Source organism: Methylotenera sp. (assembly GCF_030653755.1).
Lineage (GTDB): Bacteria > Pseudomonadota > Gammaproteobacteria > Burkholderiales > Methylophilaceae > Methylotenera.
In genome coordinates this window covers 287,267-311,655 of record NZ_JAURYU010000045.1, presented here as the reverse complement: position 1 = coordinate 311,655, position 24,389 = coordinate 287,267, and the positions used below count along the sequence as shown (strand labels likewise).

24 protein-coding genes and 1 other RNA gene are annotated in these 24,389 nt (G+C 43.0%); 15 read left to right on the top strand and 10 right to left on the bottom strand.

Going from position 1 to position 24,389, the window contains the following annotated elements:
• Positions 1-5 precede the first annotated feature (5 nt).
• The 3 genes from fdhF to Q7U33_RS09535 all read left to right on the top strand — a co-directional run bounded on the left by fdhF (position 6) and on the right by Q7U33_RS09535 (position 3,942).
• The gene (fdhF, locus tag Q7U33_RS09545; RefSeq protein ID WP_304860158.1) at positions 6-2,870 is read left to right on the top strand and encodes a formate dehydrogenase subunit alpha; all 2,865 of its coding nucleotides are present in this window, start codon (positions 6-8) and stop codon (positions 2,868-2,870) included.
• 93 nt (positions 2,871-2,963) lie between these two features.
• The gene (gene fdhD, locus Q7U33_RS09540) at positions 2,964-3,701 is read left to right on the top strand and encodes a formate dehydrogenase accessory sulfurtransferase FdhD (protein WP_304860156.1); all 738 of its coding nucleotides are present in this window, start codon (positions 2,964-2,966) and stop codon (positions 3,699-3,701) included.
• Between the two features lie 22 nt (positions 3,702-3,723).
• Positions 3,724-3,942 (top strand): formate dehydrogenase subunit delta, encoded by a 219-nt coding sequence (locus Q7U33_RS09535; RefSeq protein WP_304860154.1) that lies wholly within the window; start codon positions 3,724-3,726, stop codon positions 3,940-3,942.
• 194 nt (positions 3,943-4,136) lie between these two features.
• Here the strand turns inward: Q7U33_RS09535 and Q7U33_RS09530 are convergent, their stop codons facing one another.
• The 5 genes from Q7U33_RS09530 to Q7U33_RS09510 form a co-directional block, all read right to left on the bottom strand.
• A complete protein-coding gene (locus Q7U33_RS09530) occupies positions 4,137-5,789 on the bottom strand; it encodes a glycosyltransferase family 39 protein (RefSeq protein WP_304860152.1) in 1,653 nt (550 codons plus the stop codon).
• A 144-nt stretch (positions 5,790-5,933) separates the two neighbouring features.
• Entirely contained in the window at positions 5,934-6,176 is a 243-nt protein-coding gene (locus Q7U33_RS09525) for a type B 50S ribosomal protein L31 (protein ID WP_019897248.1), read from the bottom strand.
• Positions 6,177-6,292: 116 nt separating this feature from the next.
• Positions 6,293-7,552, bottom strand: a complete 1,260-nt coding sequence (gene rho, locus Q7U33_RS09520) for a transcription termination factor Rho (protein WP_304860149.1) — start codon at positions 7,550-7,552, stop codon at positions 6,293-6,295.
• Between the two features lie 155 nt (positions 7,553-7,707).
• Positions 7,708-8,034 (bottom strand): thioredoxin TrxA, encoded by a 327-nt coding sequence (gene trxA, locus Q7U33_RS09515; protein WP_304860147.1) that lies wholly within the window; start codon positions 8,032-8,034, stop codon positions 7,708-7,710.
• 204 nt (positions 8,035-8,238) lie between these two features.
• Positions 8,239-9,822, bottom strand: coding sequence for a hypothetical protein (locus Q7U33_RS09510; protein ID WP_304860145.1), 1,584 nt, complete (start codon positions 9,820-9,822; stop codon positions 8,239-8,241).
• A 168-nt stretch (positions 9,823-9,990) separates the two neighbouring features.
• On the opposite strand from Q7U33_RS09510, the gene Q7U33_RS09505 reads away from it, so the two are divergent.
• The gene (locus tag Q7U33_RS09505) at positions 9,991-10,467 is read left to right on the top strand and encodes a TlpA disulfide reductase family protein (RefSeq protein ID WP_304860143.1); all 477 of its coding nucleotides are present in this window, start codon (positions 9,991-9,993) and stop codon (positions 10,465-10,467) included.
• A 78-nt stretch (positions 10,468-10,545) separates the two neighbouring features.
• Here Q7U33_RS09505 and Q7U33_RS09500 read toward each other — a convergent pair whose 3' ends face one another.
• The 4 genes from Q7U33_RS09500 to Q7U33_RS09485 all read right to left on the bottom strand — a co-directional run bounded on the left by Q7U33_RS09500 (position 10,546) and on the right by Q7U33_RS09485 (position 13,801).
• Positions 10,546-10,863, bottom strand: coding sequence for a DUF3579 domain-containing protein (locus Q7U33_RS09500; protein WP_304860141.1), 318 nt, complete (start codon positions 10,861-10,863; stop codon positions 10,546-10,548).
• Positions 10,864-11,165: 302 nt separating this feature from the next.
• Positions 11,166-11,735, bottom strand: coding sequence for a BON domain-containing protein (locus Q7U33_RS09495; protein ID WP_304860139.1), 570 nt, complete (start codon positions 11,733-11,735; stop codon positions 11,166-11,168).
• A gap of 67 nt (positions 11,736-11,802) precedes the next feature.
• A complete protein-coding gene (locus Q7U33_RS09490) occupies positions 11,803-12,162 on the bottom strand; it encodes a YraN family protein (RefSeq protein WP_304860138.1) in 360 nt (119 codons plus the stop codon).
• A 10-nt stretch (positions 12,163-12,172) separates the two neighbouring features.
• On the bottom strand, positions 12,173-13,801 hold the full coding sequence (locus Q7U33_RS09485) for a penicillin-binding protein activator (protein ID WP_304860136.1): 1,629 nt from the start codon (positions 13,799-13,801) through the stop codon (positions 12,173-12,175).
• 6 nt (positions 13,802-13,807) lie between these two features.
• Between Q7U33_RS09485 and rsmI the strand changes: the two genes are divergently transcribed.
• Positions 13,808-14,659 (top strand): 16S rRNA (cytidine(1402)-2'-O)-methyltransferase, encoded by an 852-nt coding sequence (rsmI, locus tag Q7U33_RS09480; RefSeq protein WP_304860134.1) that lies wholly within the window; start codon positions 13,808-13,810, stop codon positions 14,657-14,659.
• Between the two features lie 32 nt (positions 14,660-14,691).
• Positions 14,692-15,735 (top strand): dihydroorotase, encoded by a 1,044-nt coding sequence (pyrC, locus tag Q7U33_RS09475; protein ID WP_304860131.1) that lies wholly within the window; start codon positions 14,692-14,694, stop codon positions 15,733-15,735.
• Positions 15,736-15,759: 24 nt separating this feature from the next.
• On the opposite strand, the gene Q7U33_RS09470 is transcribed toward pyrC, so the two are convergent.
• Complete coding sequence (locus Q7U33_RS09470; RefSeq protein WP_304860129.1) at positions 15,760-15,984, bottom strand: VF530 family protein; 225 nt, start codon at positions 15,982-15,984, stop codon at positions 15,760-15,762.
• Positions 15,985-16,092: 108 nt separating this feature from the next.
• On the opposite strand from Q7U33_RS09470, the gene Q7U33_RS09465 reads away from it, so the two are divergent.
• From Q7U33_RS09465 to murF, 9 genes are all read left to right on the top strand, one after another.
• Positions 16,093-16,395, top strand: coding sequence for a flagellar basal body protein (locus tag Q7U33_RS09465; protein WP_304860127.1), 303 nt, complete (start codon positions 16,093-16,095; stop codon positions 16,393-16,395).
• Positions 16,396-16,436: 41 nt separating this feature from the next.
• Entirely contained in the window at positions 16,437-16,631 is a 195-nt protein-coding gene (locus tag Q7U33_RS09460) for a YjfB family protein (protein ID WP_304860125.1), read from the top strand.
• Between the two features lie 230 nt (positions 16,632-16,861).
• Positions 16,862-17,208, top strand: an RNA gene (rnpB, locus tag Q7U33_RS09455) — RNase P RNA component class A.
• Positions 17,209-17,990: 782 nt separating this feature from the next.
• On the top strand, positions 17,991-18,437 hold the full coding sequence (gene mraZ, locus Q7U33_RS09450) for a division/cell wall cluster transcriptional repressor MraZ (protein ID WP_019897269.1): 447 nt from the start codon (positions 17,991-17,993) through the stop codon (positions 18,435-18,437).
• Entirely contained in the window at positions 18,434-19,516 is a 1,083-nt protein-coding gene (gene rsmH, locus Q7U33_RS09445) for a 16S rRNA (cytosine(1402)-N(4))-methyltransferase RsmH (protein WP_304860121.1), read from the top strand. Before mraZ ends, rsmH begins: the two co-directional genes overlap by 4 nt.
• Entirely contained in the window at positions 19,513-19,827 is a 315-nt protein-coding gene (gene ftsL, locus Q7U33_RS09440; protein WP_304860119.1) for a cell division protein FtsL, read from the top strand. Before rsmH ends, ftsL begins: the two co-directional genes overlap by 4 nt.
• Positions 19,827-21,551: a penicillin-binding protein 2 gene (locus Q7U33_RS09435; protein ID WP_304860117.1), complete on the top strand. Its 1,725-nt coding sequence runs from the start codon at positions 19,827-19,829 to the stop codon at positions 21,549-21,551. The genes ftsL and Q7U33_RS09435 overlap by 1 nt, the downstream gene beginning before the upstream one ends.
• The gene (locus Q7U33_RS09430) at positions 21,548-23,029 is read left to right on the top strand and encodes a UDP-N-acetylmuramoyl-L-alanyl-D-glutamate--2,6-diaminopimelate ligase (RefSeq protein WP_304860114.1); all 1,482 of its coding nucleotides are present in this window, start codon (positions 21,548-21,550) and stop codon (positions 23,027-23,029) included. The genes Q7U33_RS09435 and Q7U33_RS09430 overlap by 4 nt, the downstream gene beginning before the upstream one ends.
• Positions 23,026-24,378, top strand: a complete 1,353-nt coding sequence (gene murF / locus Q7U33_RS09425) for a UDP-N-acetylmuramoyl-tripeptide--D-alanyl-D-alanine ligase (RefSeq protein WP_304860111.1) — start codon at positions 23,026-23,028, stop codon at positions 24,376-24,378. Before Q7U33_RS09430 ends, murF begins: the two co-directional genes overlap by 4 nt.
• Positions 24,379-24,389: the final 11 nt, after the last annotated feature.

The window sequence follows — 24,389 nt, the reverse complement described above, 5'->3', positions numbered from 1 at the left end:
TAACTATGGACGAAATTAAATACAACCCGAACATCGACTACGGCACACCTAAAAGTCAATCGGCTAAGCAAGTAACGCTGACGATTGATGATAGAGAAATTACGGTGCCAGATGGCGTTTCTATCATGCATGCAGCTACAGTGGCTGGTGTGATGGTGCCTAAATTATGTGCAACTGATAGCTTGGAGCCGTTTGGATCATGCCGCCTATGTTTGGTAGAGGTGGAAGGTCGTCGAGGTTATCCAGCGTCATGTACCACGCCAGTGGCAGAAGGCATAGTCGTGCATACGCAGACGCCGAAACTTGCGGATATTCGTCGCGGTACAATGGAACTATACATTTCAGATCACCCACTAGATTGCTTAACCTGTGCAACCAACGGTGATTGCGAACTACAAGATATGGCTGGCGCAGTTGGCTTGCGTGAAGTGCGCTATGGTTATGATGGTGAAAACCATTTAGCTTCTGTTAAGGATGAAAGCAACCCGTATTTCACCTTTGACCCAAGTAAATGTATTGTTTGCTCACGTTGCGTGCGTGCGTGCGAAGAAACACAAGGTACATTTGCATTGACAATTTCAGGCCGTGGTTTTGAGTCTAAGGTTTCAGCAGGTAATAAGAGCTTCTTAGATTCAGAATGCGTTTCTTGCGGTGCTTGTGTGCAAGCTTGCCCGACAGCAACGTTAATAGAAAAAACAGTGATTGAAGCTGGTACCCCAGAACATAGCGTGACTACGACATGTGCGTATTGTGGTGTAGGTTGTAGCTTTGATGCTGAAATGAAAGGCGAAGAAGTGATTCGCATGACGCCAAGTAAAGATGGCGGCGCTAATCATGGGCATTCATGTGTTAAGGGTCGATTTGCATGGGGCTACGCAACCCATAAAGACCGTATCACAACACCAATGATACGTAAGAGTATTAAAGATCCATGGCAACAGGTGGGTTGGGATGAAGCGTTTAGCTATGCAGCCAGTGAGTTAACCCGTATTCAGAAGCAATATGGCAGCGATGCGATTGGTGGTATTACCTCTTCACGCTGTACCAATGAAGAAGTATACGTGACGCAAAAACTGATTCGCGCTGTGTTTGGTGTGAACAACGTAGATACCTGCGCTCGTGTTTGCCACAGCCCAACAGGCTATGGCTTAAAACAAACATTAGGTGAATCTGCTGGTACGCAAACATTTGATTCAGTGATGCATTCTGATGTGATTTTCATCATTGGTGCCAATCCAACAGATGGCCACCCAGTGTTTGCTTCACAAATGAAACGTCGTTTACGTGAAGGTGCAAAACTCATTATTGCTGACCCACGTGAAATTGACCTAGTGGCAAATTCTCCACATATTCGTGCGGATTACCACCTTAAACTGCGCCCAGGTACAAACGTTGCATTAGTTTCAGCATTAGCCCATGTGATTGTGACAGAAGGTTTAGTGCAAGAAGCGTTTGTTAAAGAGCGTTGTGAGTGGGATTCATTCGTAGAATGGCGTGATTTTGTGGCTAAACCTGAAAACTCACCTGAAGCGCTAGCTGCTGAGTTGGGTATAGAACCTGAGCTGGTTCGGTCAGCCGCAAGGTTGTATGCAACAGGCGGTGATGCTGCGATTTACTATGGTCTTGGCGTGACAGAGCATAGCCAAGGCTCTACTATGGTGATGGGCATTGCTAACTTAGCAATGGCAACGGCTAACATTGGTCGCGAAGGTGTGGGTGTTAATCCATTGCGCGGTCAAAATAACGTACAAGGTTCATGTGACATGGGTTCAATGCCGCATGAGTTCCCAGGATACCGTCACGTAGCAGATGATGCGACACGTGCATTGTTTGAAACGGCTTGGGGTAGACCGCTAAGCAAAGAGCCTGGTCTGCGTATTCCAAATATGTTGGATGAGGCGGGTGAAGGTAACTTCAAAGGGTTGTATTGTGTTGGTGAAGATATTGTTCAGTCAGATCCTAATACACAACATGTGACGCACGCCTTAGAAAATATGGAATGTGTGATTGTTCAAGATTTATTCTTAAACGAAACAGCCATGTTCGCCCACGTGTTCTTCCCTGGGGCTTCATTCTTAGAGAAAAATGGTACATTTACCAATGCCGAGCGCCGTATTTCACCTGTACGCAGAGTGATGCGTCCAAAAAATGGGTATGAAGACTGGGAAGTAACTGCTAAGTTGTCCGAAGCATTAGGTTACCCGATGCAATATAAGCATGCTTCAGAAATTATGGATGAGATTGCAGCGCTAACCCCTACCTTCCATGGTGTAAGCTTTAAAAAATTGGATGAAATGGGCAGTGTGCAGTGGCCGTGTGATGACCAGCACCCAGATGGCACCCCGATTATGCATATTGATGAATTTGTACGTGGAAAAGGTAAGTTCTTTGTTACTCAGTACATACCAACCACTGAAAAAGTGAATGCAAAATTCCCATTGATATTAACGACAGGTCGTATTTTGTCTCAATACAATGTTGGTGCACAAACACGCAGAACTCAAAATACTGCATGGCATCCTGAAGATATCCTTGAGATTCATCCACATGACGCAGAAGAGCGCGGAGTTAAAGAGGGTGATTGGGTGGGTATTGCCAGCCGTGCGGGTGAAACTGTGTTACGCGCTAAAATCACAGAACGTGTACAGGTTGGGGTTGTATATACGACATTCCATCACCCTGAATCTGGTGCTAATGTGATTACAACTGATAATTCTGATTGGGCAACTAACTGTCCTGAATTTAAAGTAACAGCAGTACAAGTATCGCGCGTTAGTCAGTTGTCTGATTGGCAAAAACACTATAAAACATTTAGTGAGGCACAAATTGCTTTTGCAGGTAAAAAAGCAGAAGTTGCAAAAGCTAACTAGGAGTTAAGGCTGTCTTTAATATTAGATGCATCTACGAGTCGATTCGAGGTTGAGCAGTGGCGAGATGGAAAGCTACAGCTAGCTTCGGATTGCTTGGCAGAAGAAACACCAGTTGCATTAGTTTATAACGGTGTTTCTCATGCTGTTATGTTGGCAACAGCCCAAGACCTTGATGATTTTGCATTGGGTTTTTCGCTGTCTGAAGGCATTGTAGAGAGTGTGAGTGAGTTATACGATATCGATGTTCAAGTGCGTGATAATGGTATTCAGTTACATTGTGAAATTGCAACTGAGCGTTTTGTGCAACTTAAAGAGCGCCGCCGCACATTAGCGGGCAAGACTGGCTGTGGCTTGTGTGGTGCAGAAAGTTTGGCGCAGGCGGTACGTTACCCTGAACGCTTAAGTTCTCAATCTGTATTTGCTGCGTCAAGTATTATGCGTGCTTTGCAGTCTATGCAAGGGAGGCAGGAGTTGCAGCAAAAAACGGGTGCAACGCATGCTAGTGCATACGCTTTAGCTGATGGCGCGTTGAGTATTGTGCGTGAAGATGTTGGTCGCCATAACGCGCTTGATAAGCTGGTTGGCGCGCTTGAAAAAAGTAGAGCCAAGTCTGCGCTTGTTGATGATGGGTTTATTATTACCACCAGCCGTGCCAGTTTTGAAATGGTGCAGAAAACTGCGAGTGCAGGAGTTGGTTTGCTAGTTGCCGTTTCAGCACCTACAGGGTTAGCTGTACGTGTAGCGAAGGAATGCGGCTTAACTTTACTAGGTTTTGCACGAGAGAATAGATATGTGGTGTATAGCCACGGTGAACGAATTTTGAATCAATAAAGATATAGAAAAGCTAGGGTATATGGATATTCAACGTTTAATTTCAATGGCGAATCAGATTGGTGATTTTTATGAGTCTTATCCGAATCAGAATCACGCCCAAGAAGATATTGCTGGGCACCTTAATCGCTTTTGGGCCTTACCTATGCGTAAGCAAATTGCAGAATATGTGAATATTCAGGGCGGTGAAGGCTTGCATCAAAAAGTTCAAACTGCAATAAAAGCACATCTGCAGTTATAAGCGTACTTGAGTTATAAGTTCCTTGGTCTTAAGTACTTCAGTGGTAAGTACTTCGGCACCATTCAATAGGTGCCACTGTTAATAACCCCTTCAGCACGTCAGTATTAGGCTATCTAAAACTGAACTAGCTCATAAGAGCTAGGCCTATAAAAACTAGTTTTAGATGGTGTCGGTGAGAATTGTTCAATTTTTTCTTATGGTTGGCGCTGATAAAGTCTGAAGCTTTCTTTTCTATCAGCAGCTCTTTTTCCTTGCCATAATAATCTCCATTCATCACCAGGCTGCATTCTGGTTAAACCTCTTTCATCTTGAATCAGATAAAAGTCGCAATGAGCCGATTGGATGCTACCAATCGATTCTAATTGAAGGTTGGTGTAATAGTGTAATAACAAGCGTTGAGACTGCCCAACATTCAGGCTGTTGATGCAGGAGGTGTTGCTAGGTATCGATCTCTGCATACTCTTGAATACTGGCATATAGCTTTTGGCGCTATCAATCCACGGAAGCCATAGGGTCATGAGTAGGCCCCACCCAAACGTCATGCCTACAGCCCAGTTAGTTACAGCAGCGCGGTTGCTTTGTCTGGCTCTAATACATGTAAAAATCCAGATGCTTGTGATGATAAGGGCAAGCGCTAGGCTGATGATGTCCAGATTAGCATTGTTGGCACCAGACAAGAACTGCATGCGCTCTTGAAGCTTACTTGGATAACCTACTACCATCGCAAACCAGCCCAGCCAGATAAGTGAGCCAGCTAAAGCAAATAAAGAGATACCAAACCAATTAAGTGCTGATGCGGCACCGCGTTTGAGATACTCAACGCTACCTGCACCTAACGCAACTAACGGTAATAGCAAAGTGAGAGCATTGATATCTTTATTGTCAGCGCAGGTACCAAGTGCAATTAGGCTGCAAATAAAGAAAGTAATCGTAAGCTGAAACTTTGGTTTACTAAGCAATTGGGCGCGGTAACGCCATAGGCTCCATAATGCTAAAGGTAGGGCAGGCCACGCATACCAGATTAATATATTAAAGAAGTAGAAATAGTGATCATGGGTGAAGCTGTTAAACTCAGCATCGAGCCATGCATTAAATAAATCAGGGAAATACAATACAAAAGGAACTAGCCACAAGGCAACTAGTGGCGTTGCAACTAAAAGGGCTGTGCTGAAAAAAGTAGTAAAACTTTTTGTACGCCAGTTGCTAAATGTTAGCCACAACAACAGTGCTGTGCTGGTTAATATCAGTACTGGTAATAACCCTTTAGATAAAAATCCAATTGCCATTGCGACGCCTAATAAGGCACTTGCTCTCCATGGTCTGCGCTTGGATAGTGCAAATGCATAGAACCCTGTTGCAGTGCTGGCTAGGGTGGCAACTTCAGCATTGAGGCTGTGAGCATTTAAAATAAGGCCAATAGTGCCTATCATGATAAATGTTGCGTAACGACCTACACCGCGCGTCCATAATTCGCGGCCAGCCATGCCTACCATCAGTAGTGTAATCGACATCCAGAGTGCGTTGATTAGGCGAGCGCCATCATGCATATCTAGCAGTGGGCTGAATAATCTGGCACTTCCTGCGGCCGTGAGGTGGTAAAGCGGAGGCAAATCTATAAATGTTTGGTTGGCCGCCAAAGGTGCGATCAAATGCCCGTTATCAAGAATGTCTTTAACGATACTAATGCTGGATGTTTCTAATGGTTTCCAAGGAGTGTGACCAATAAGGCCAAGAAATATCCAAATAATAGATAAGAGGATAAGCAACTGTGATTTTGCGTTCTCGCCTATGTGTGCGCGAGGCGTGGACATATTGCCTTGCCAGTCGTGATCAAGTTGGAATCGCATATTGATTAGCTCGGTATCTGCATCATTGAAGTATGCTCATTTTATATGAGCAAGAGGATTGGATAAACATCATACTAAAACAAAAGGCAGCCTAAGCTGCCTTTTGATGAACGATAATCTGCAAGCAGGATCGTAACTATTAAATTACATACCGTATTTTTTACGGAATTTATCAACACGGCCAGCCGTATCAAGAATCATTTGTTTACCTGTGTAGAACGGGTGTGATTTTGAAGAAACTTCAATTTTAACCAATGGGTACTCTTTACCATCAGTCCACTTAATAGTGTCTCTTGCATGGATAGTAGAGCGAGTTAAAAAAGTAAAGTCAGCACCAATGTCTTGAAACACAACTTCACGGTATTCTGGATGAATTCCATCTTTCATAATAATAGCCTCTTATTGATTGCCGAATGATACGGCATATGTTGCAAATTTTTGCGTTAACTCAGTATTATTTTTACATTGCTGATGCTATTCAAGAAAAATTGTTTGTAGTAAGGTTAGCCTCTACGCATACTGTAAAATAAATCTGCATTGTTTTTAGTTGACTTGTTTTTGTCTAGCAAGAACTCCATCGCTTCAAGGTCATCCATCGGGTAAAGAAGTTTACGCAATACCCAGATTTTCTGAAGCACGTCTTTTTCAATCAATAGTTCTTCGCGACGTGTACCTGACTTATTCACATTGATAGCAGGGTATTGGCGTTTTTCAGCCATACGGCGATCAAGATGAATCTCCATGTTGCCGGTACCTTTAAACTCTTCATAGATCACATCATCCATGCGTGAGCCGGTATCAACTAGTGCTGTCGCAATAATGGTCAGTGAGCCACCTTCTTCAACATTTCTGGCTGCACCAAAAAATCTTTTAGGGCGCTGCAATGCGTTAGCATCTACACCACCAGTTAAAACTTTGCCTGAAGAAGGAATGACGGTGTTGTAGGCGCGAGCTAAACGGGTAATCGAGTCTAATAGAATGACAACGTCTTTTTTGTGTTCGACTAACCGCTTAGCTTTTTCTAGCACCATTTCAGCAACTTGTACGTGGCGTGTAGCAGGTTCATCAAACGTCGAAGCAACAACCTCACCTTTAACTGAACGTGTCATTTCTGTCACTTCTTCAGGGCGTTCGTCAATTAGCAAGACGATTAAAATTATATCAGGATGGTTTGCAGTAATGGCATGCGCAATATTTTGCATCATGACTGTTTTGCCGCTTTTCGGGCTGGCAACCAGCAAGCCACGCTGGCCTCTACCGATTGGCGCAATCATATCAATGACGCGGCTGGTAATATTTTCGGCGCCTTTGATGTCTCGTTCTAGCGTAAGCGGAATTGTGGGAAATAATGGTGTTAAGTTTTCAAATAGAATTTTGTGCTTGGTATTTTCAGGCGCTTCACCGTTTACCATATCTACTTTAACCAAAGCAAAATAGCGCTCTCCATCTTTAGGAATTCGAATTTCACCTTGGATACTGTCACCAGTGTGTAAATTAAAACGACGTATCTGAGATGGTGATACGTAAATATCATCAGGACCTGCTAGATAAGAGGTGTCTGGTGATCTTAAAAACCCAAAGCCGTCTTGTAAAACTTCTAAAGTGCCATCACCAAAGATGCTTTCACCTTTTTTTGCCTTATTTTTTAAAATGGCAAAAATTAAATCTTGTTTTCGCATGCGACTGGCATTGTCGATTTCGTTGGCAATGGCCATTTCTACTAATTCTGTAACGGGTAGATGTTTGAGGTCTGATAAGTGCATGAGGTCTCGCTAAAACAAGATGTGTGTAGTGATAATTTAAAGGCTTTAGATTAAACGCCAGAGGCTAAGTTTTGTTGCCTGAAGGGGGTGTTGCTTGGTTTCAAAGCTTATAAGTATTAAAACCAAGCGCTTGATTTATGCTAAGCGTAATGTGTTTAGATGTTGCTGTCAATAAAAGCTGTCAGTTGTGATTTAGATAGTGCCCCAACTTTTGTTGCTTCTACGTTACCATTTTTAAATAACATGAGAGTAGGAATGCCACGAATACCATATTTAGGTGGTGTTTGTTGGTTGTCATCAATATTTAGTTTTGCTACTTTGATGCGGCCAGCATATTCTTTTGAAATTTCATCCAAAATTGGTGCAATCATTTTGCATGGGCCACACCACTCTGCCCAGTAGTCTACAAGAACTGGAATTGGCGATTGTAGAACATCTTGTTCAAAACTTGCATCGCTAAGGTGTGTGATGTGTTCGCTCATAGAAAAAACCTTTAAATTGAATATTACTAATAATACTTGAAAATGTGTATCGTAACGAAAAAAAATGGTTTAGTGAAGTCTAAATTGTGCCCAATAAGATTTAAATTTTACAATATGCTTGATGCAGTAAGCGTTAGAATAGGATTTGAATGATAACTAATTTAGCACAATCAATTATTTCTATCATTGAATGGATTCTGATAGTTAGCCTGCATTCATATTGATGATGTCGAATTGTATGCGCTCAACGTCATGAGTTCTTTCTATTAGCTTATTAAGTACAACTTGTTCAGTTTTTTGATTACATGTAAATGCAAGTTGGCGGCCATTGATATAAGTCCCTCTTGGCGCAATGATTGTTGCTGCCTGTTTCACGGCTGTCATTTCTGGCATTACTAGAATGTTGCTGTTAGAGCCGTGCTGAAAAGTCTGTGCGGTTGCAGTATCTGCGTATGGTGATATCAATTGAACCCCGATATCCAGACGATCTCTAGTGCCACAGTTAGCCCACCTTATAAATCCTATAGACCACTGCGACTCATTCTTGCCCCTTAGGGCAATCAAACCGCCTACTTTAATGTTTTTCTCAGCGGTGTGATAGCGTCTAATTGATATGCCCGTCGCACTGATGTTTAATATTTTCCAGCGCGAAGGTAGTGAGTTAGACACATTAGGCTGTGAATTACTAATGGTAGTAACAACCTGTGTTGTATTAATGATGTTGTGAATATCATCAATACCTGCAACGATATCAATGTCACCATTTTTGGCTGAACGATTAAAAAAACGTTTAGGTGATATCCCCCAGTTTGTAATGAGGTATGCAAGTAGTTCTATGTAGTCATTGGGGTTTGCATCTGGACTAATGCTTCCATTTGCAGGGATGGTGCGATTTTGAAGTTTGTTAAGGTCTTCATGGATGTCGCGAATGAGGTCTATGGTGTGTAACAGAAGTTCAGAGTCTGGATCAGGTGCGGCTTTTTGTTTGTTGTAGGGTGTTGGAGGTGCGTCTGATATTAAATTAATAATAAACGCACCTGAGCTGTTTTCCAAAGGCTCAATAGCTGTGATTCTTGCAGCGCTAACATGGTGTGCTAAGTAGTTTGTAATTACACTGATGTCTTGTTGTATTAAGTGATGAGGTTGTGCCAAGCTCATGAGTAGCGTGTGCTTGTATGTGTCTTCTATTGAAGTAAGTAAATATGCGTAGTTTTTAGTTTGTATCTGTGAGAGATCGTTTTGAATGATTGTATGTATAACGCCAAGTTTTGCCGCGCAAAAGTAAAGTTGATGTAAATCACTCCAAATATGGTTAGGTGGCGACTGATAAGTTTGGTAGTGAACTAATGCATATTGTGATATGGCGTGCATAGCGCGCTGAATGGCAAGTGCCGAGCTTTTATCTGTGCCTAATTTGATGAGTTGGTTCTGTAGGTCAATTAATATAAGTTTGTAACCATAACCAAGTTCTAGCCACAATGCTCCACAAGCAAGTGCCGCAGACTTTGCTTTGTCTTCTAAAGGTAGGGTTGAGTTGGTGTAGTTTGTAGCAAGTGCATTTGTTGTATTGATAATGAGTGAGCGGTAGCAGTCTAGTGCTTGTATTCTTTGGTTTGGAGAAACTTTTTGACGATTAAGCGTTTCCAACTCATTGTGTAAGTGGATGGCTATATCAAATTGATCTTCTGTATTAAGCTCTTGTAATAACTGATATATTTTTTGTGGACGTGTTTCAGCAATAAATGTTGGATGCTCGAGAAAAGTTGGAATGTTGAGGTTTAATGCCATATTATTCTTTTGCAATCAATATTATGTGTGTGGATGATTGTATGATATTGCTTATCTGTAAATTAGTATAAACAATACTTAAAGTAAGCATACATCTAAAAAATTGTTTTTGCTAGCTTGTGGTTATTAGTTACTAATTTAGTATGTTGCTGTTTTTATGGTGGATTTATGAATAAGTTTTTATTCGTGTTGCTGGTGCTTGTCTTTAGCGGCTTATCGAATGCTGATGTGCTGATGAAGCCAAACTTCCTACTTAAGGACATGGCAGGCATTCAGCATCAGCTTACTCAGTATAAAGGGAAATGGGTGTTAGTAAACTATTGGGCGACTTGGTGTCCTCCATGTTTAGAGGAAGTGCCTGATTTAGTTAATTTGTATGATCAGCATCAACAAAAAGATCTTGTTGTGTTGGGTGTGGTGTTTGATTATAAAGATGTGAATGAGGTTAAGGATTATGTGGACGACATGCTGATGTCTTATCCCATTGTGCTGGGTGACGATAGTGTGATTGAGCAGATCGGCGCAGCGGATGTGATGCCAACGACTTTTATTTACAACCCTAAGGGTAAGTTAGTGAAAATAAAGCGCGGTGTAGTGACTAAGCAATATGTGGAAAGTTTAATAAAGTCTGCCAGCACACACTAAGGTTTGCTGGCTTGCCTTGCGTAATTTATGCGTAGTTATTCTCACTGCGCATAAGGCTCTGTGTTTAGTAATCTTTAGCTAGTGTGGCACAGGGATGCTATTGCCATTGCTATCGAGTACATTTAGTTGATTTTCGTCAGCAAAATGCATTAACTGCGCGTAACCCTCTGGATTGACGACTTTTAATTTTAAATCCACCGCTAAGCAACGTACACCATTTACCACACGTGGTTTTAAGTATGGTGAGTATTTTAGCTTGCGATTTTCACCAAATGTAGCGTAGGTGCTACACATACGATCCACCCAGTCGCTAGGGCGGAAAGGTTTGCCTGCACGAGTGTTACCTTCAATGATAATCTCTTGTGGCTCTTGAGCATTGGTGTGTTCTGTAGTCATTTAATAATTTACCGGTAATTGCGCTACTTTTATTTTAGCAGCTTAAAGATTTGTTGCATTATATCATTGCCAGCCATGATGAAAACATAGCTTGTTTTAAAAGCTTTTGAAACTATTGAGATGTTTTGATCTTAGTTTGAGTGGTCTTTAATCATTACTGTTGCCAGTAAATATCACACTAAACAACCTCACCACTAATTAAAGTTAGCAGCGAGGTTGATATGTTAGTAATTACGCTTAACTGACTGTGAGTGCACTTAAGCTATCGCCAAATTTCCTTATGCCAAGTTTCTTACGTTTAGTTAAGGTATGTATTCAAAAACTTTGACTACAGTAGTTACGCCGCTGACATTACGCGCGATTTCTACAGCAGCATCAGCTTCTTTTTGTGTAACGTAACCTAATAAGTAGACGATACTGTTTTCAGTCACAACTTTAACGTAATTGGCACTAAAGCGATTTTCTGTCACAAATTGTGTTTTAATTTTTGAAGTGAGAAAAGAATCATTAGCACGAGAGCTCAATGATGTTTTAGGGCCGATTGCCAACTCGTTAGTTAGGCTGCGCACGCTTTCTGTCGCTAGAATGATATTGCCAGCCTGAGTTTTTGCATTTTCATTAGGCACTTCACCTGTTAATAGCACATTGCCTTTAAAGCTAGTGACATTGACGTGTGCATCCTCACCAAGAGTGTCGTGAATTTTTTTAATCGTTTTTAGTTCGATGTTTTGATCTTCAACATATACGCCCGATGTACGTCTGTCCGCTGCCATGACGCCAGTTGCTGCTGCACCGCCTACTACAAGAGGTACGCAAGCGCTGATTTGTGAGGCGAGTGCTAAAGCGGCAAATAGTTTAATGGGTAGTTTCATAATTAACGTCCTTTGATGGGTGGGTGGTTTAATTGGGGCATAAGCTTAAGTAAAACATTACTGTAGTTTAGAAGGCATCTCTTATCCATTCTACTGCGGTTATGTCGAGTGCATGCATTAAAATTGCATCAAAGCGACACGCGCTGTCGCCATTAGTCTGCAAATAAAGCTCGGCAGTACGCGTAAGTTTTTGTTGTTTGCTGGGTGTGATGCTCATTCCAGCACCCCCAAATTTAGAATTGCTTCGTAAGCGCACCTCAACAAAGACGAGTGTTTTTCCGTCACGCATGATAAGGTCAATTTCACCATGCACGCAGCGATAGTTCTTCTCTAGTAATCTAAGGCCACTTTTTTGCAGAAAAGTTGCAGCAATCTTTTCTGCTGCCTGACCTTCGGTTAGATGTTTGGCTTGTGATTTTTCAGTCATTCATTTTATTTTACTGCTCATTGGTAATGCCTTCATAAGTAAACCTTGCCATGGATAGCTCGCGTGTCATCATGCCACGGCTAACGCTGATTTTCCCAGTTAGTCCATTAATGATTACTTCTTTTTCGTTAGATTGTTGCGTGGCAATGAGTATGGGTAAAGCGTCCACGCCTAATGCATACCAGCGCAATAGATCGTTTGATTTCAGTTGCGTTGCTGCATTTTGGTGTGCGGAGAGTTCTACATTTGATGGTAATAAAAAAGGAATCTCTACAAAGCGTACTGTATTTAACTGATGATCAGGAGATATTTCATGTAGGTTGGAGAATGCGACAGTGGGTGTGCCAGCATTCATGTATGGTTTGATGGTACGTGCATCAGTAGCAGACAGTGCTAAAAGTACCATGTCGTGTGGATTGGTACTGATTTTTGTTTGAATATCGAGCAAGCTTGGGTCGCTGGCCGAGATGTGTTGTGGCAATGTGATGATATTGAGGGTGTTGTGGTCTTCGTTTAAGTTAAATGCTTTTTGCCATGCAGCGCTAAAGTGATTAAGTAGCGCTACTGAGCTTTCGTCCTCTGTGGTAAGAATCGCAACACGGCTAATGACGTTATTAGAGGCAAATTTTACAATTTTCTCGGCTTCATCATTTAAGTCAAAACCTAGGGTTAACGTTTGGTGGATGGTTGATTGATGTCTAATGGACTCAGCTTCATCAGTATTTTGGTCAAACTGTAGCGCGATGAGGTAAGGATTCACTAACGGTGACTCTGCTTCTGTTTCTGTGACTGATAAGTTTTGCTCGTGATTGTCTGGCTTATCATTTGTGGATGCGCTGATATAAATAGGGTTGTTCAGTCCGTGATGTGAAAGTGCGGTTTGCAGTCCGAGTTTAAATGCTTCTGCTCTGGCGCTATTTGCATCCGACGCTGTTTTGTAAGTAATCGCAATAACATTGTCTGATTGCAGCTTGAGCGTTTGCGCTGCGTTATGTGTTTGTAAAGTGCTAGAAAATGCTACTGCTGGATGGTCTTGATAGCTGATTTTCCAAGTTTTTAGGCTGTTGTTCAGGTCTTGATGTTTTGCGGCTAAGGCTAGATCAACCCAGCCTTGAAAGTGGTCGTCGGTGTTGTTCCCACGAATAGCCAGTAGCTCGTTTTGATTGAGCTTGTTCAGTAGGTCCCATATTTTTGCATGGTTTAAGGCCGTCGCGTTTGTTTGCTGTGAGGCTTGTGTTTTAGATAGGGCGATATCAACCTGTAATAAATGTACTAAGGTTTGTTCTGTATCTTGTAGTTGTGCAAATGCATTTGCCAAGTATTGGTGCAAACTCGTTTTTGCTTCTGTAGTGAATTGTGTTTCAGATTGCAGTGGTAATAATAGCTGTAGCGCTTGATCTAGTGCTTGGTTGTGAAAAGCAATTTCACCTTGTAATAGCTTAGCGTAAGGCGAGCTACTAGGTATTTTTGCTAAAGCTACCATTGCGCATGCCGTATTGGCTTGCTTAAGGCAGGCTTCGCCAGCTAAAAACTGTGCTTCAGCTTTATGGCTGGATGTGCTGATTTGCCCTGCGGCTAAATTTAAACTGCTAAAAAGCAGGCATGTTGCTAAAATGATGTTTATTAAATTATTGGTCATTAAATTTTGTATCCTATAGGCATATTATATGTTGTCGCAACGCCAATTGGAAATCTGCAAGATATTACCTTGCGGGCGTTGGATACACTTAAAGCAGTCGATGCGATTGCCGCGGAAGACACGCGCCATACATCTGGCTTGTTAAGTCATTTTGGTATTAGCAAAAAACTAATTGCTGTGCATGAGCATAATGAGCATCAGTCAGCGGAAAAGTTGTTGTCCCTACTTAATGCGGGCGAAAGTATCGCGCTTGTGACCGATGCAGGTACCCCAGGGATTAGTGACCCAGGGGCTGTGGTGGTTGATCTGGTGCGTAAGGCTGGCGTGAGAGTGGTGCCAGTGCCAGGCGTGAGTGCTGTAATTACAGCCTTGTCAGCCAGTGGTATTGTGCAAAATGGTTTTTTATTCCACGGCTTTTTGCCCGCAAGCGGTGCTGCACGGCGTAAAGTGTTGGAAACGCTAAAAATACAAACTGTGACTTTGGTTATTTATGAAGCGCCACATCGTATTGTAGATAGCATCGCTGATATGTGCGCAGTGTTGGGTGGTGAACGCCGCATTACTTTTGCGCGTGAGTTGACCAAAACTTTTGAAACGATTTACAGTTGCAACCTTTCAGATGCGGTGGCTTGGTTAGAGGCTGATACTAATCAGCAACGCGGAGAATTTGTGTTGCTAGTAGAAGCTGCCGCCATTAAAGATGCAGAAGAAATGCCTGAAGAGACTGTCCGCGTATTAAAGTTGTTATTGGCGGAGTTGCCACTCAAGCAGGCTGTTAAATTGGCAACAGAAATCACCCATGAAAAAAAGAACGTTTTATACGATTTTGCACTACAGTTAAAACAACAATCTGAATAACCACACGTACTATTGAATTAGAGCTATTGAACATGAATAATCCTATGCAGTCACTTACCATTACACGCCCAGATGATTGGCACTTACATTTAAGGGACGGTGGCGCGCTTAAAGCAGTGTTGCCTGATACGGCAAGACAGTTTGCGCGTGCGATTGTGATGCCGAACCTGCGTCCGCCAGTGACAACCACTGCGTTGGCAATTGAATACCGTGAGCGCATTCTAAACGCGCTACCAGTAGGCGCAAACTTTGAACCGTTGATGACCTTGTATCTCACTGATAAAACGACTGCCGAGGAAATTGAGCGTGCTAAAGCAAGTGGCATTGTCCATGGGGTTAAGCTTTACCCTGCTGGTGCTACCACTAACAGTGATTCTGGCGTGACCAATTTAGGTCACTGCGTTAAAGCGCTGGAGGCGATGGAGAAATTGAGCGTGCCCTTGCTAGCGCACGCTGAAGTAACCGATAGCGATGTTGATGTGTTCGATCGCGAGCGTGTGTTTATTGAGCGCAATATGATTCCATTGCTTAATCGATTCCCAAGCTTAAAAGTTGTGTTTGAGCATATCACTACTCAAGATGCCGCTGATTTTGTATTGCAGGCACCAAGCAACGTGGCGGCAACGATTACTGCGCACCATTTGTTGATGAATCGTAATGACATGTTTAAAGGCGGGATTCAGCCGCATCATTATTGTTTACCAATTTTGAAGCGTGAAGAACACCGTGTTGCTTTGGTAAAAGCGGCAACTTCTGGAAACCCTAAATTCTTCTTGGGTACGGATAGTGCGCCACATGCTAAGCATACAAAAGAGGCCGCATGTGGATGTGCTGGTATGTATACAGCCCATACCGCAATGGAGCTATATGCAGAGGCGTTTGAAGCAGCTGGCGCTTTAGATAAGCTGGAAGGTTTTGCAAGTTTCTATGGCGCAGATTTTTACGGGCTAGCCCGTAATACTGAGCAAGTGACCTTGGTTAAAGAAACTTGGAAAGTGCCTAGTAGCTTGCCGTATGAAGGTGATGTGTTGGTGCCGTTGAAGGCTGATCAAATGTTGAGTTGGAAGATGATTTAACGCCTATCTTAACACTTTCTTATTTTAGATCTTCTTGATTGAAGCTAAGTAGAGGCTCTCCACCTTGTCCCGAGCCCACTGGGTTTTACGTAAAAATTTCAAGCTGGATTTAATGCTAGGATCATGACTAAAGCAATTGACAGAGATGCGCTCCGCGAGCGCTTCCCAGCCGTAATAATCTACCAAATAGGTCAGGATGGCTTCTAATGTAACGCCATGTAAAGGGTTGTTGTGTTGAGAGGTTGTCATAATTGTATTTATAACATTAATTTGCTTAACTACATTCAAAAAAGTATATTGATTGACAGTGTTGAAGCTACTTGTTAGTGTGAGCTTAATCTATTGAGTTAAATTAAAATGATGAATGTAAATACTTCTTTATCTGGCATGTATACTGCGCAAGCTCGCTTAGACGTAGCTGCGAATAATATTGCCAACCTCAGCACGGATGGCTTTACAAGAAAAGAAGTCGTGCAGGCTGATTTGCCTGAGGGTGGTACTAAAGTTGCTGATATTAGAAATGCTGCGCAGTCTGGCAATAATTTAGAAGCTGATATGGTTGAGCAAATTAAAGCCAGAAATACTTACATGACTAATTTATCCGTATTTAAGTCCAATAATGATATGTTGATGGGCACTATTATTGATATTAGTGCTTAACTTGTAATTCGGTTGTTGCATTTTTAAGTTTGGAGCTTGGTATGGATATATCAGGAGTAGCAGCGGCGGCGTCTAATCTTGCACAGTACAAAACTGCCACTGATGTGCAATTGGCTGTGTTTAAAAAAGCTATCGACATCAGTGCTCAAAGCTCGTTGCAGCTCATTCAAGCAGCTACACAATCTTTACCTAATAATCCCCCAAATCTTGGTAATAGTATCGATACTTTCGCTTAACTAAATATTATTAGCTTTATAGATAGTTTCTTTTTATTTATTTAACGATTGTGCTTATTTTGTCGGGCGCTTAAATAACTTGGCTTCAAGTTTTAAGTGCAAATGTTGCTTCAACACATTCATCCCCTTTTATATTTCCTAGTGTTCAAGTCTTGCTCAGACTTTTTTGCCGCTGATTCGTCAGGCAATAAACTCGGATAGTTTGTCTTGCTGCATGCTAAAATACGCATGAAGCTGGCTAGACAGTCGCCGCTCACATTTAACTTGCCAGTTTACTGGATTAGTTAATGAGAGGGGAGGAAAGTCCGGGCTGCATAGAGCGGGATGACGGTTAATGGCCGTCCGTTGAAAGCCGCAAGGTATAAGGCGAGGAATAGGGCCACAGAGACGAGCGTATTAAGTTACGGTGAAACGCGGTAACCTCCATTCGCAGCAAGACCAAATAGGCTGGTATTGGCGTGGCTCGCGCTGCCAGCGGGTAGGTTGCTTGAGCGTGCAAGTAATTGTACGCCTAGATGAATGACTGTCATGCGTTGCAAAACGCAAACAGAACCCGGCTTATCGGCCAGCTTCACTCTTTCACTTGCCACTTCAGTGGCTTATCGCACCAATCTTGCAGCTTTAGCTGCTTAGGTTGATGGTGATGCCCTTCGCATTGAACTTGCTGCTTCAGCGGTTAGTGAAATGGTGATGACCCTTGCGGTTATTACGTGCTTTTTATCAAGTTAATCAGTTTTTAACTTCCACTTGGCAAATATATGGTAACGAATGTATTTTGCGTCATCAATTTGTTGATATTTTCAATGTGTTGCACATTATTTGTTAGGTGTTTTAGGCTGTGAATAATGTTATGAGAAATCGCCTCTATTTTTAATCTACCCTCCTGAACTGCGTATTGGCTTGGTCTCTTGCTGTCTCCGTACTAAATCTGCTTAATTAATCATCAAAACATTTAAATATTATCCCTTAATTACAATTCAAACGCTTTCATCACTATTCTAATAATCTACATTCACACAGTTTTGTATGTGCTTAATTTATAACGATTTTATTTTTATCGCAAAAATGCGCTAAGTCCTTGACGTATAAAGAAAAAATAGCAAAAAAGCGCTTGCATTGCATAATTTTTTTATCTATAGTGCATATTAGTGGGGAAAAGTGGGTTTTTGTGGGGAATTGCTCATTGGTCAGTTGTTGTAATTGAAGTGTTGGATTGGGTAATAAATATTAGCTCGTTAGATAACTACTAAGGGTTATTTGATTGGTAAGGCGGTTGAGTGAGATTAGGCAGTTCCCCATTTTTTATATTTGAAATTGTTTGTTTGGGCTCTATAGGGCCTTAAGGGAAATAACAAGCGTATGTTTCGTGGTGCTACATCATTAAGTTTGGATGCCAAGAGCAGGCTCGCTGTGCCAACAAAGCACAGGGAAGCGTTGCAGCTTGAGTGCGCCGGCAATTTGGTGCTAACGGCGCATCCTCATCGTTGCTTGTTGTTATATCCACAGCCTGCTTGGGAGCCGATTCAGGCAAAGATGATGGCATTATCATCGTTTGATAAGCAATCAAGTGCGCTACAAAGGCTGCTGGTTGGCTTTGCTGAAGATATTAGTTTAGATGGGGCAGGTCGTTTATTAGTGTCGCCAGTATTGCGTGATTTTGCTGGTTTAGATAAAGAGGTGATGTTAGTTGGCCAAGGTAGCCATTTTGAATTGTGGAGCATGTCTGCTTGGCGTGCTCAGTTAGAGCAAGTAATGCAAAGTGACAGTTTTGCAATGCCAGCAGAATTAGAGGGATTTTCGCTGTGATTAAGGGCGTGAACAGCGCGCCCACCAAAGCATCATTGTCTTCAAAAAAAGCGTCTTCGAAAAGCGCTGATAAGTTAGAAAAGTACCCACAAGAAGTGTCAGCATTAAATTCAAATCAAAATCAAAGCATGGGGGATGAGGCTTCTTCTGTAGGCGCGCATGTCACTGTGTTGCTGAATGAGGCTGTGCATGCTTTAGATATTAAGCCAAATGGTATCTATGTAGATGGTACGTTTGGGCGTGGCGGGCATTCCAGAAAAATTTTAGCGCAGCTTGGTGATGGCGGGCGTTTGATTGCATTTGATCGTGACTTGAGTGCTATTGAGTCTGGCAAGGCAATTGAGGATGCTCGCTTTATGCTGGTACATAGCCACTTTGCCGCCATGCAAGCGCGTTTGGCAGAGTTGGGTGTAAGTCATGTGGATGGGATTTTATTGGATCTTGGCATTTCGTCTCCGCAAATTGATGAGGCTAGCCGTGGATTTAGTTTTAGGTACGATGCGCCGCTTGATATGCGCATGGATCAAAGTAGTGGTGAAACAGCGGCAGAGTTTCTTGGCCGTACAACAGAGCAGCAATTAGCGGAGGTTATAAAAAATTATGGTGAAGAACGGTTTGCTAAGTCGATTGCAAGGGCGATTATTACGGAGCGCAATGACGGGCGTGCCATCACCACTACTGGGCAGCTTGCCCAGGTCGTGGCAGGTGCAGTCACGCGCTTCGAGCCAGGGCAGAACCCTGCAACGCGCACATTTCAAGCTTTACGGATTTTCGTCAATAAGGAGCTTGAGGAATTATCGTTAACCATGCCGCAATGTCTTAGCTTGCTGGCACCACAGGGTAGGCTTGCGGTGATTAGCTTTCATTCGCTTGAAGATCGCATGGTGAAGCAGTTTATTCGCGATCAAGAAGATCGTGATGATTTGCCAGCTAACTTTCCTGTGCGTGCGGCTGATTTGCCTCAGCCTAGGTTAAAGAGTGTGGGGAAAGCAGTTAAACCTAGTGATGCAGAAGTGAAGGCTAATCCGCGCTCGCGTAGTGCTGTGTTGCGCGTAGCGGAAAGGACGTCGGTGGTATGACGCGCCTTAATCTGATTTTATTTTTTGCTTTGATGTTTTCATCATTGGGGTTGGTCAATGCGCAGCATCAAGCGCGTAAATTGTACATAGAGTTAGAGCATTTGAACCAAACTGAAACACAGTACAACCAAGAGTATGGTCAGTTGCAATTAGAGCAGAGTACTTGGGCGATGCATTCGCGCATTGAGCTAATTGCTGCTCAGCAATTGCAAATGCAGGTGCCTGATGCAAAGAGGATACAAGTGGTGAGCTTGGTGTCTCGTTTGCCTTTGATTCAATCGACTAATCTGCAAAATGAGGTGGCGCCTTAATGGCTATGCATACACCTTTGGTGGTTGTAAAGCTGCCAGCATGGCGCCGTCGCCTATTGTTGGTGATAGTGCTGCTGGGGTTTGCCGCTCTGTTGGGCAGAGGTGTGTATTTACAAAGTTTTCATAAGCGTTTTTTGCAAGAAAAAGGCGATGCACGTTATAGCCGTACGTTGGTGTTGCCTTCTCAGCGCGGAAAAATTACTGATCGTTACGGTGAGTTATTGGCGATTAGCTCTCCAGTAGAGTCTGTATGGGCTAATCCATCAGATGTGCAAATTACTGCAAGCCAAACAAAGAAGCTGGCTGAGTTGCTGGGCTTAAAGAAGGAAACTGTTGATAAGAAGTTAACCAAGAGTGAACGTGAGTTTGTGTATTTGAAGCGCCGCGTTTCTCCAGAGTTGGCTGCTGAGATTATGCGACTAGGGATTTCTGGCGTGTATCTTCAGCGGGAATATAAACGTTATTACCCTGCGGGTGATGTGACTGCACATTTGGTGGGCTTTACCGACATTGATGATAAAGGCCAAGAAGGTTTTGAGCTTGCGATGAATGATGCGTTATCAGGCAAAAACGGAAGTCGCAAAGTGATTAAAGACCGTGCTGGTCGGATTATTGAGGATTTAGAAGCAGTAAAAGTGCCGCAAGATGGCGCGGATATTACATTATCTATTGATCGCAGGATTCAGTATCTAGCGCATCGTGAACTGACCAAAGCGGTTGATAAGTTTAAAGCAAATGCGGGTGCAGCGATTGTGTTGGATGCGAAAACCGGTGAAGTGCTGGCAATGGTGAATGTGCCGACTTATAACCCAAATAACCCTGTGAATATTCAAGGTAAAACTCGTAATCGTGCGATTACTGATATTTTTGAGCCAGGATCAACCATGAAGACGGTGACGGCTGCTGCTGCACTAGAGTCTGGTAAATACAGACCAGAAACGTTGATTCAAACTGCGCCAGGTTATATGAGTATAGGCTCTGCTACTATCCATGATGCGCACCCACATGGTGTGATGAGCGTTTCAGAAGTAATTCAAAAATCCTCAAACGTTGGTGCTGTGAAAATGGCGCTGTCTCTTGAGCCCCAGTATTTATGGGGAGTGTTTAACTTAATCGGTTTTGGTGCAAAAACGCGTATAGGCTTTCCTGGAGAGGTTTCAGGTAGGTTGCGTGATTATAAAACTTGGCGTCCGATTGAGCAGGCTACGATGTCTTATGGTCATGGGATTAGTGTGACTTTGTTGCAGATGGCAAGGGCCTATACCGTGTTTGCAAATGATGGTGAATTGAAGCCAGTTTCTTTATTGAAGTTAAAAGATGTGCCAGTAGGTACGCAGGTGTTTAGTGCAAAAACTGCAAATGAAGTGAAAGATATGTTGGAGTTGGTTGTTTTGCCAGGAGGTACAGCGCTTAGAGCACAGGTGTTGGGTTACCGTGTAGCTGGGAAAACTGGCACGACACATAAACTTGGTGAACGTGGATATGAAAAGAATAAATATGTAGGCTCTTTCGTGGGAATGGCACCAGCATCTAACCCACGCCTGATTATGGCTGTCATGATTGATGACCCGAGTAGCGGAGAGTATTACGGAGGCACAGTAGCGGCGCCAGTATTTAGTGCTGTGATGGCAGATGCGTTACGCATGCTATCTGTGCCGCAAGATGCGCCCAATAATAATGTGGTGATTCCGAGCAATGTTGAGGATGTAAAGGAAAGCATATGACTTTACTCTCAACATTGGGTTTGAACTTTACTTCTATTACGGCTGATAGTCGCACGGTAAGCGCTGGAGCGCTCTTTTTGGCTTATCCAGGTACACATAGTGATGGTCGCCAATATATTGCACAGGCGATAGCGGCTGGTGCTAGTGCTGTGTTGTGGGAAAGTGCCGTGCTTTTGGAAGGTCAGGACTTTGCATGGGATCCTGCATTAAATGTTGCGAATCTTGGTGTAAATCAATTAAAGCAACAAGTAGGTCAGATAGCCGCAGAGTTTTATCAGTATCCATCACGTAAGTTTGGCATGGTTGGTGTAACTGGGACAAACGGTAAAACATCTGTTAGCCAATGGATTGCGCAGGCGTTGTTAGCATTAGATAAAAAAGCTGCGGTGATAGGCACCATAGGCAATGGCTTTATTGGTGCAGAAGACCAAGGGTTAACGGAAGCAAGTAATACCACACCAGATGCAATCTTATTACAGGCGATGTTGGCTGATTATGCACAGCAAGGCGCTGAAAGCGTGGTGATGGAGGTTTCATCACATGGATTAGATCAGGGGCGTGTTAACGGTGTCGAGTTTGATATAGCTGTGTTTACCAATTTGACGCGTGACCATTTGGATTATCACGAGACGATGGATGCATACGCTAGTGCTAAGCAAAAGCTATTCAGTTGGCCTAATTTGGGTGCGGCAGTTTTAAATGTAGATGACCCTTTTGGGAAAAAGATTGCTGAGACGTTGAGTGAAAGTGATTTTCCATGCATGACCTATGGATTAACGCACGGTGATGTACGTGCGAGGGAGCTGAAGTTAAATCAGTTTGGTATCGCTATGAAAGTGATAACGCCACAAGGTGAGGCTGTGTTGGCAGCCCCAGTATTAGGACGCTTTAATGCTTATAACTTACTAGCCGTGCTGGCAACGTTATTAGTACGCAAAGTGCCATTGCATGATGCGGTGTCTGCGATTGCTAAAGTTAAATCAGTGCCGGGACGTATGGAGCAATTTGGTGGAGGCAATCAACCATTGGTTGTGGTGGATTATGCACATACGCCTGATGCTTTAAAGAACGTATTGATGAGCTTGCGCGAGCAGACGCAAGGTAGGTTGATTTGCGTATTTGGTTGCGGTGGTGACCGTGACGTGGGTAAGCGTCCACTAATGGGCGCAATCGCAGAAAAATTAGCTGACCATGTAGTGGTGACCAGTGACAATCCACGTAGTGAAAGTCCAGCACTCATTATTGAACAAATCGTGCATGGTATGACGGTGCAACCAAGCATTGCAACTGACCGAGCAATCGCTATACAGCAGACGATTAAGTTTGCGAATAAAGATGACATTGTGTTGTTAGCAGGTAAAGGGCATGAAGGTTATCAAGAAATTGACGGTGTACGAATGCCGTTTAGTGATATTGCCATTGCAAAAGCGGCTCTGTTAACTTGGCTGCCTGATCAAGAAGTGGTGGTAAGCAAATGATGAATTTGTCTGAAATCGCCAGCGTATTGAATGCAAAGCACGTAGGTACTGACGTGCAATTTACATCTGTGGGTAGTGATAGCCGCAATATTGTCGCAGGCCAGTTGTTTGTGGCACTGAAAGGCGCCAACTTTGATGGGAATACCTTTGCACAAGACGCTTTAAAGCTAGGTGCAGTAGCCGTGTTGGTTTCTGATGCGTCAGTACAAGCCGCGCCGCGCTTAGTGGTTGCCGATACAAGGTTAGCATTAGGTGTGCTGGCTAAATACTGGCGTGAGAAATTTGACGTGCCAGTTATCGCCGTAACGGGAAGTAACGGTAAAACCACGACCAAGGAAATGCTCACCGCTATTTTGAGTATTGCTAGCAACGGCAGAGAGTATGTGCATGCGACTTACGGTAATTTGAATAACGATATTGGCTTGCCGCTCACTTTGCTCAAGATGAATCAAAGTCATCAATATGCCGTACTGGAAATGGGTATGAACCATTTGGGCGAAATTGACTATTTAACGCATATTGCAAAACCAGATGTGGCGTTAATCAATAACGCTGGTATTGCGCATATTGGTGAGTTGGGTTCACGAGAAAATATAGCAAAGGCTAAGGGTGAGATTTTTGCAGGATTAAAGCAAGGCGGTGTTGCTGTGATTAATGCAGATAGTGACTATGCTGAGTATTGGAAGTCGCTTAACTCGCAAAGAAATGTGCTGACATTTGGCTTGAAAAAACAGGCTGATGTAAGTGCACACTATCAAGCAGGTGACGGTTTTAGCAGTATGGCGCTGGTAACACCAGCAGGTGAGCTAAATATTAAATTGCATGTGCAAGGCGAACACAATATTAGTAATGCCTTAGCCGCAAGTGCAACGGCTTATGCATTAGGTATTTCACTTGAGGATATTGGCCGTGGTTTAGAAAGCTTTACAGGGGTGTATGGCCGCTTAGAGCGGAAAGCTGGCATCAATGGGGCTGTTGTGATTGATGATACTTATAACGCTAACCCTGACTCTATGAAAGCTGCAATCAATGTGCTTGCGCAGCTTACAGGCAAAAAAATACTAGTGTTAGGTGATATGGGTGAACTGGGCGCTGATGCCAAAAATATGCATGCGGAAATTGGTGCATATGCCAAGACTACAGGTTTAACAACGCTTTATTGCTTAGGTAATTTAAGTGTGGAAACTGTACAGAATTTTGGACAAGGCGCTGAGCATTTTAACTCACCTGAAGCCATTGCTCAGGCTGTGTTGCCAATGCTTGAAACAGGCGCCACGGTCTTGGTAAAAGGTTCGCGTTTTATGCAAATGGAACGTGTAGTGAATTTGTTAGTAGAAAACAAGCAATAAGCGAATTGGGA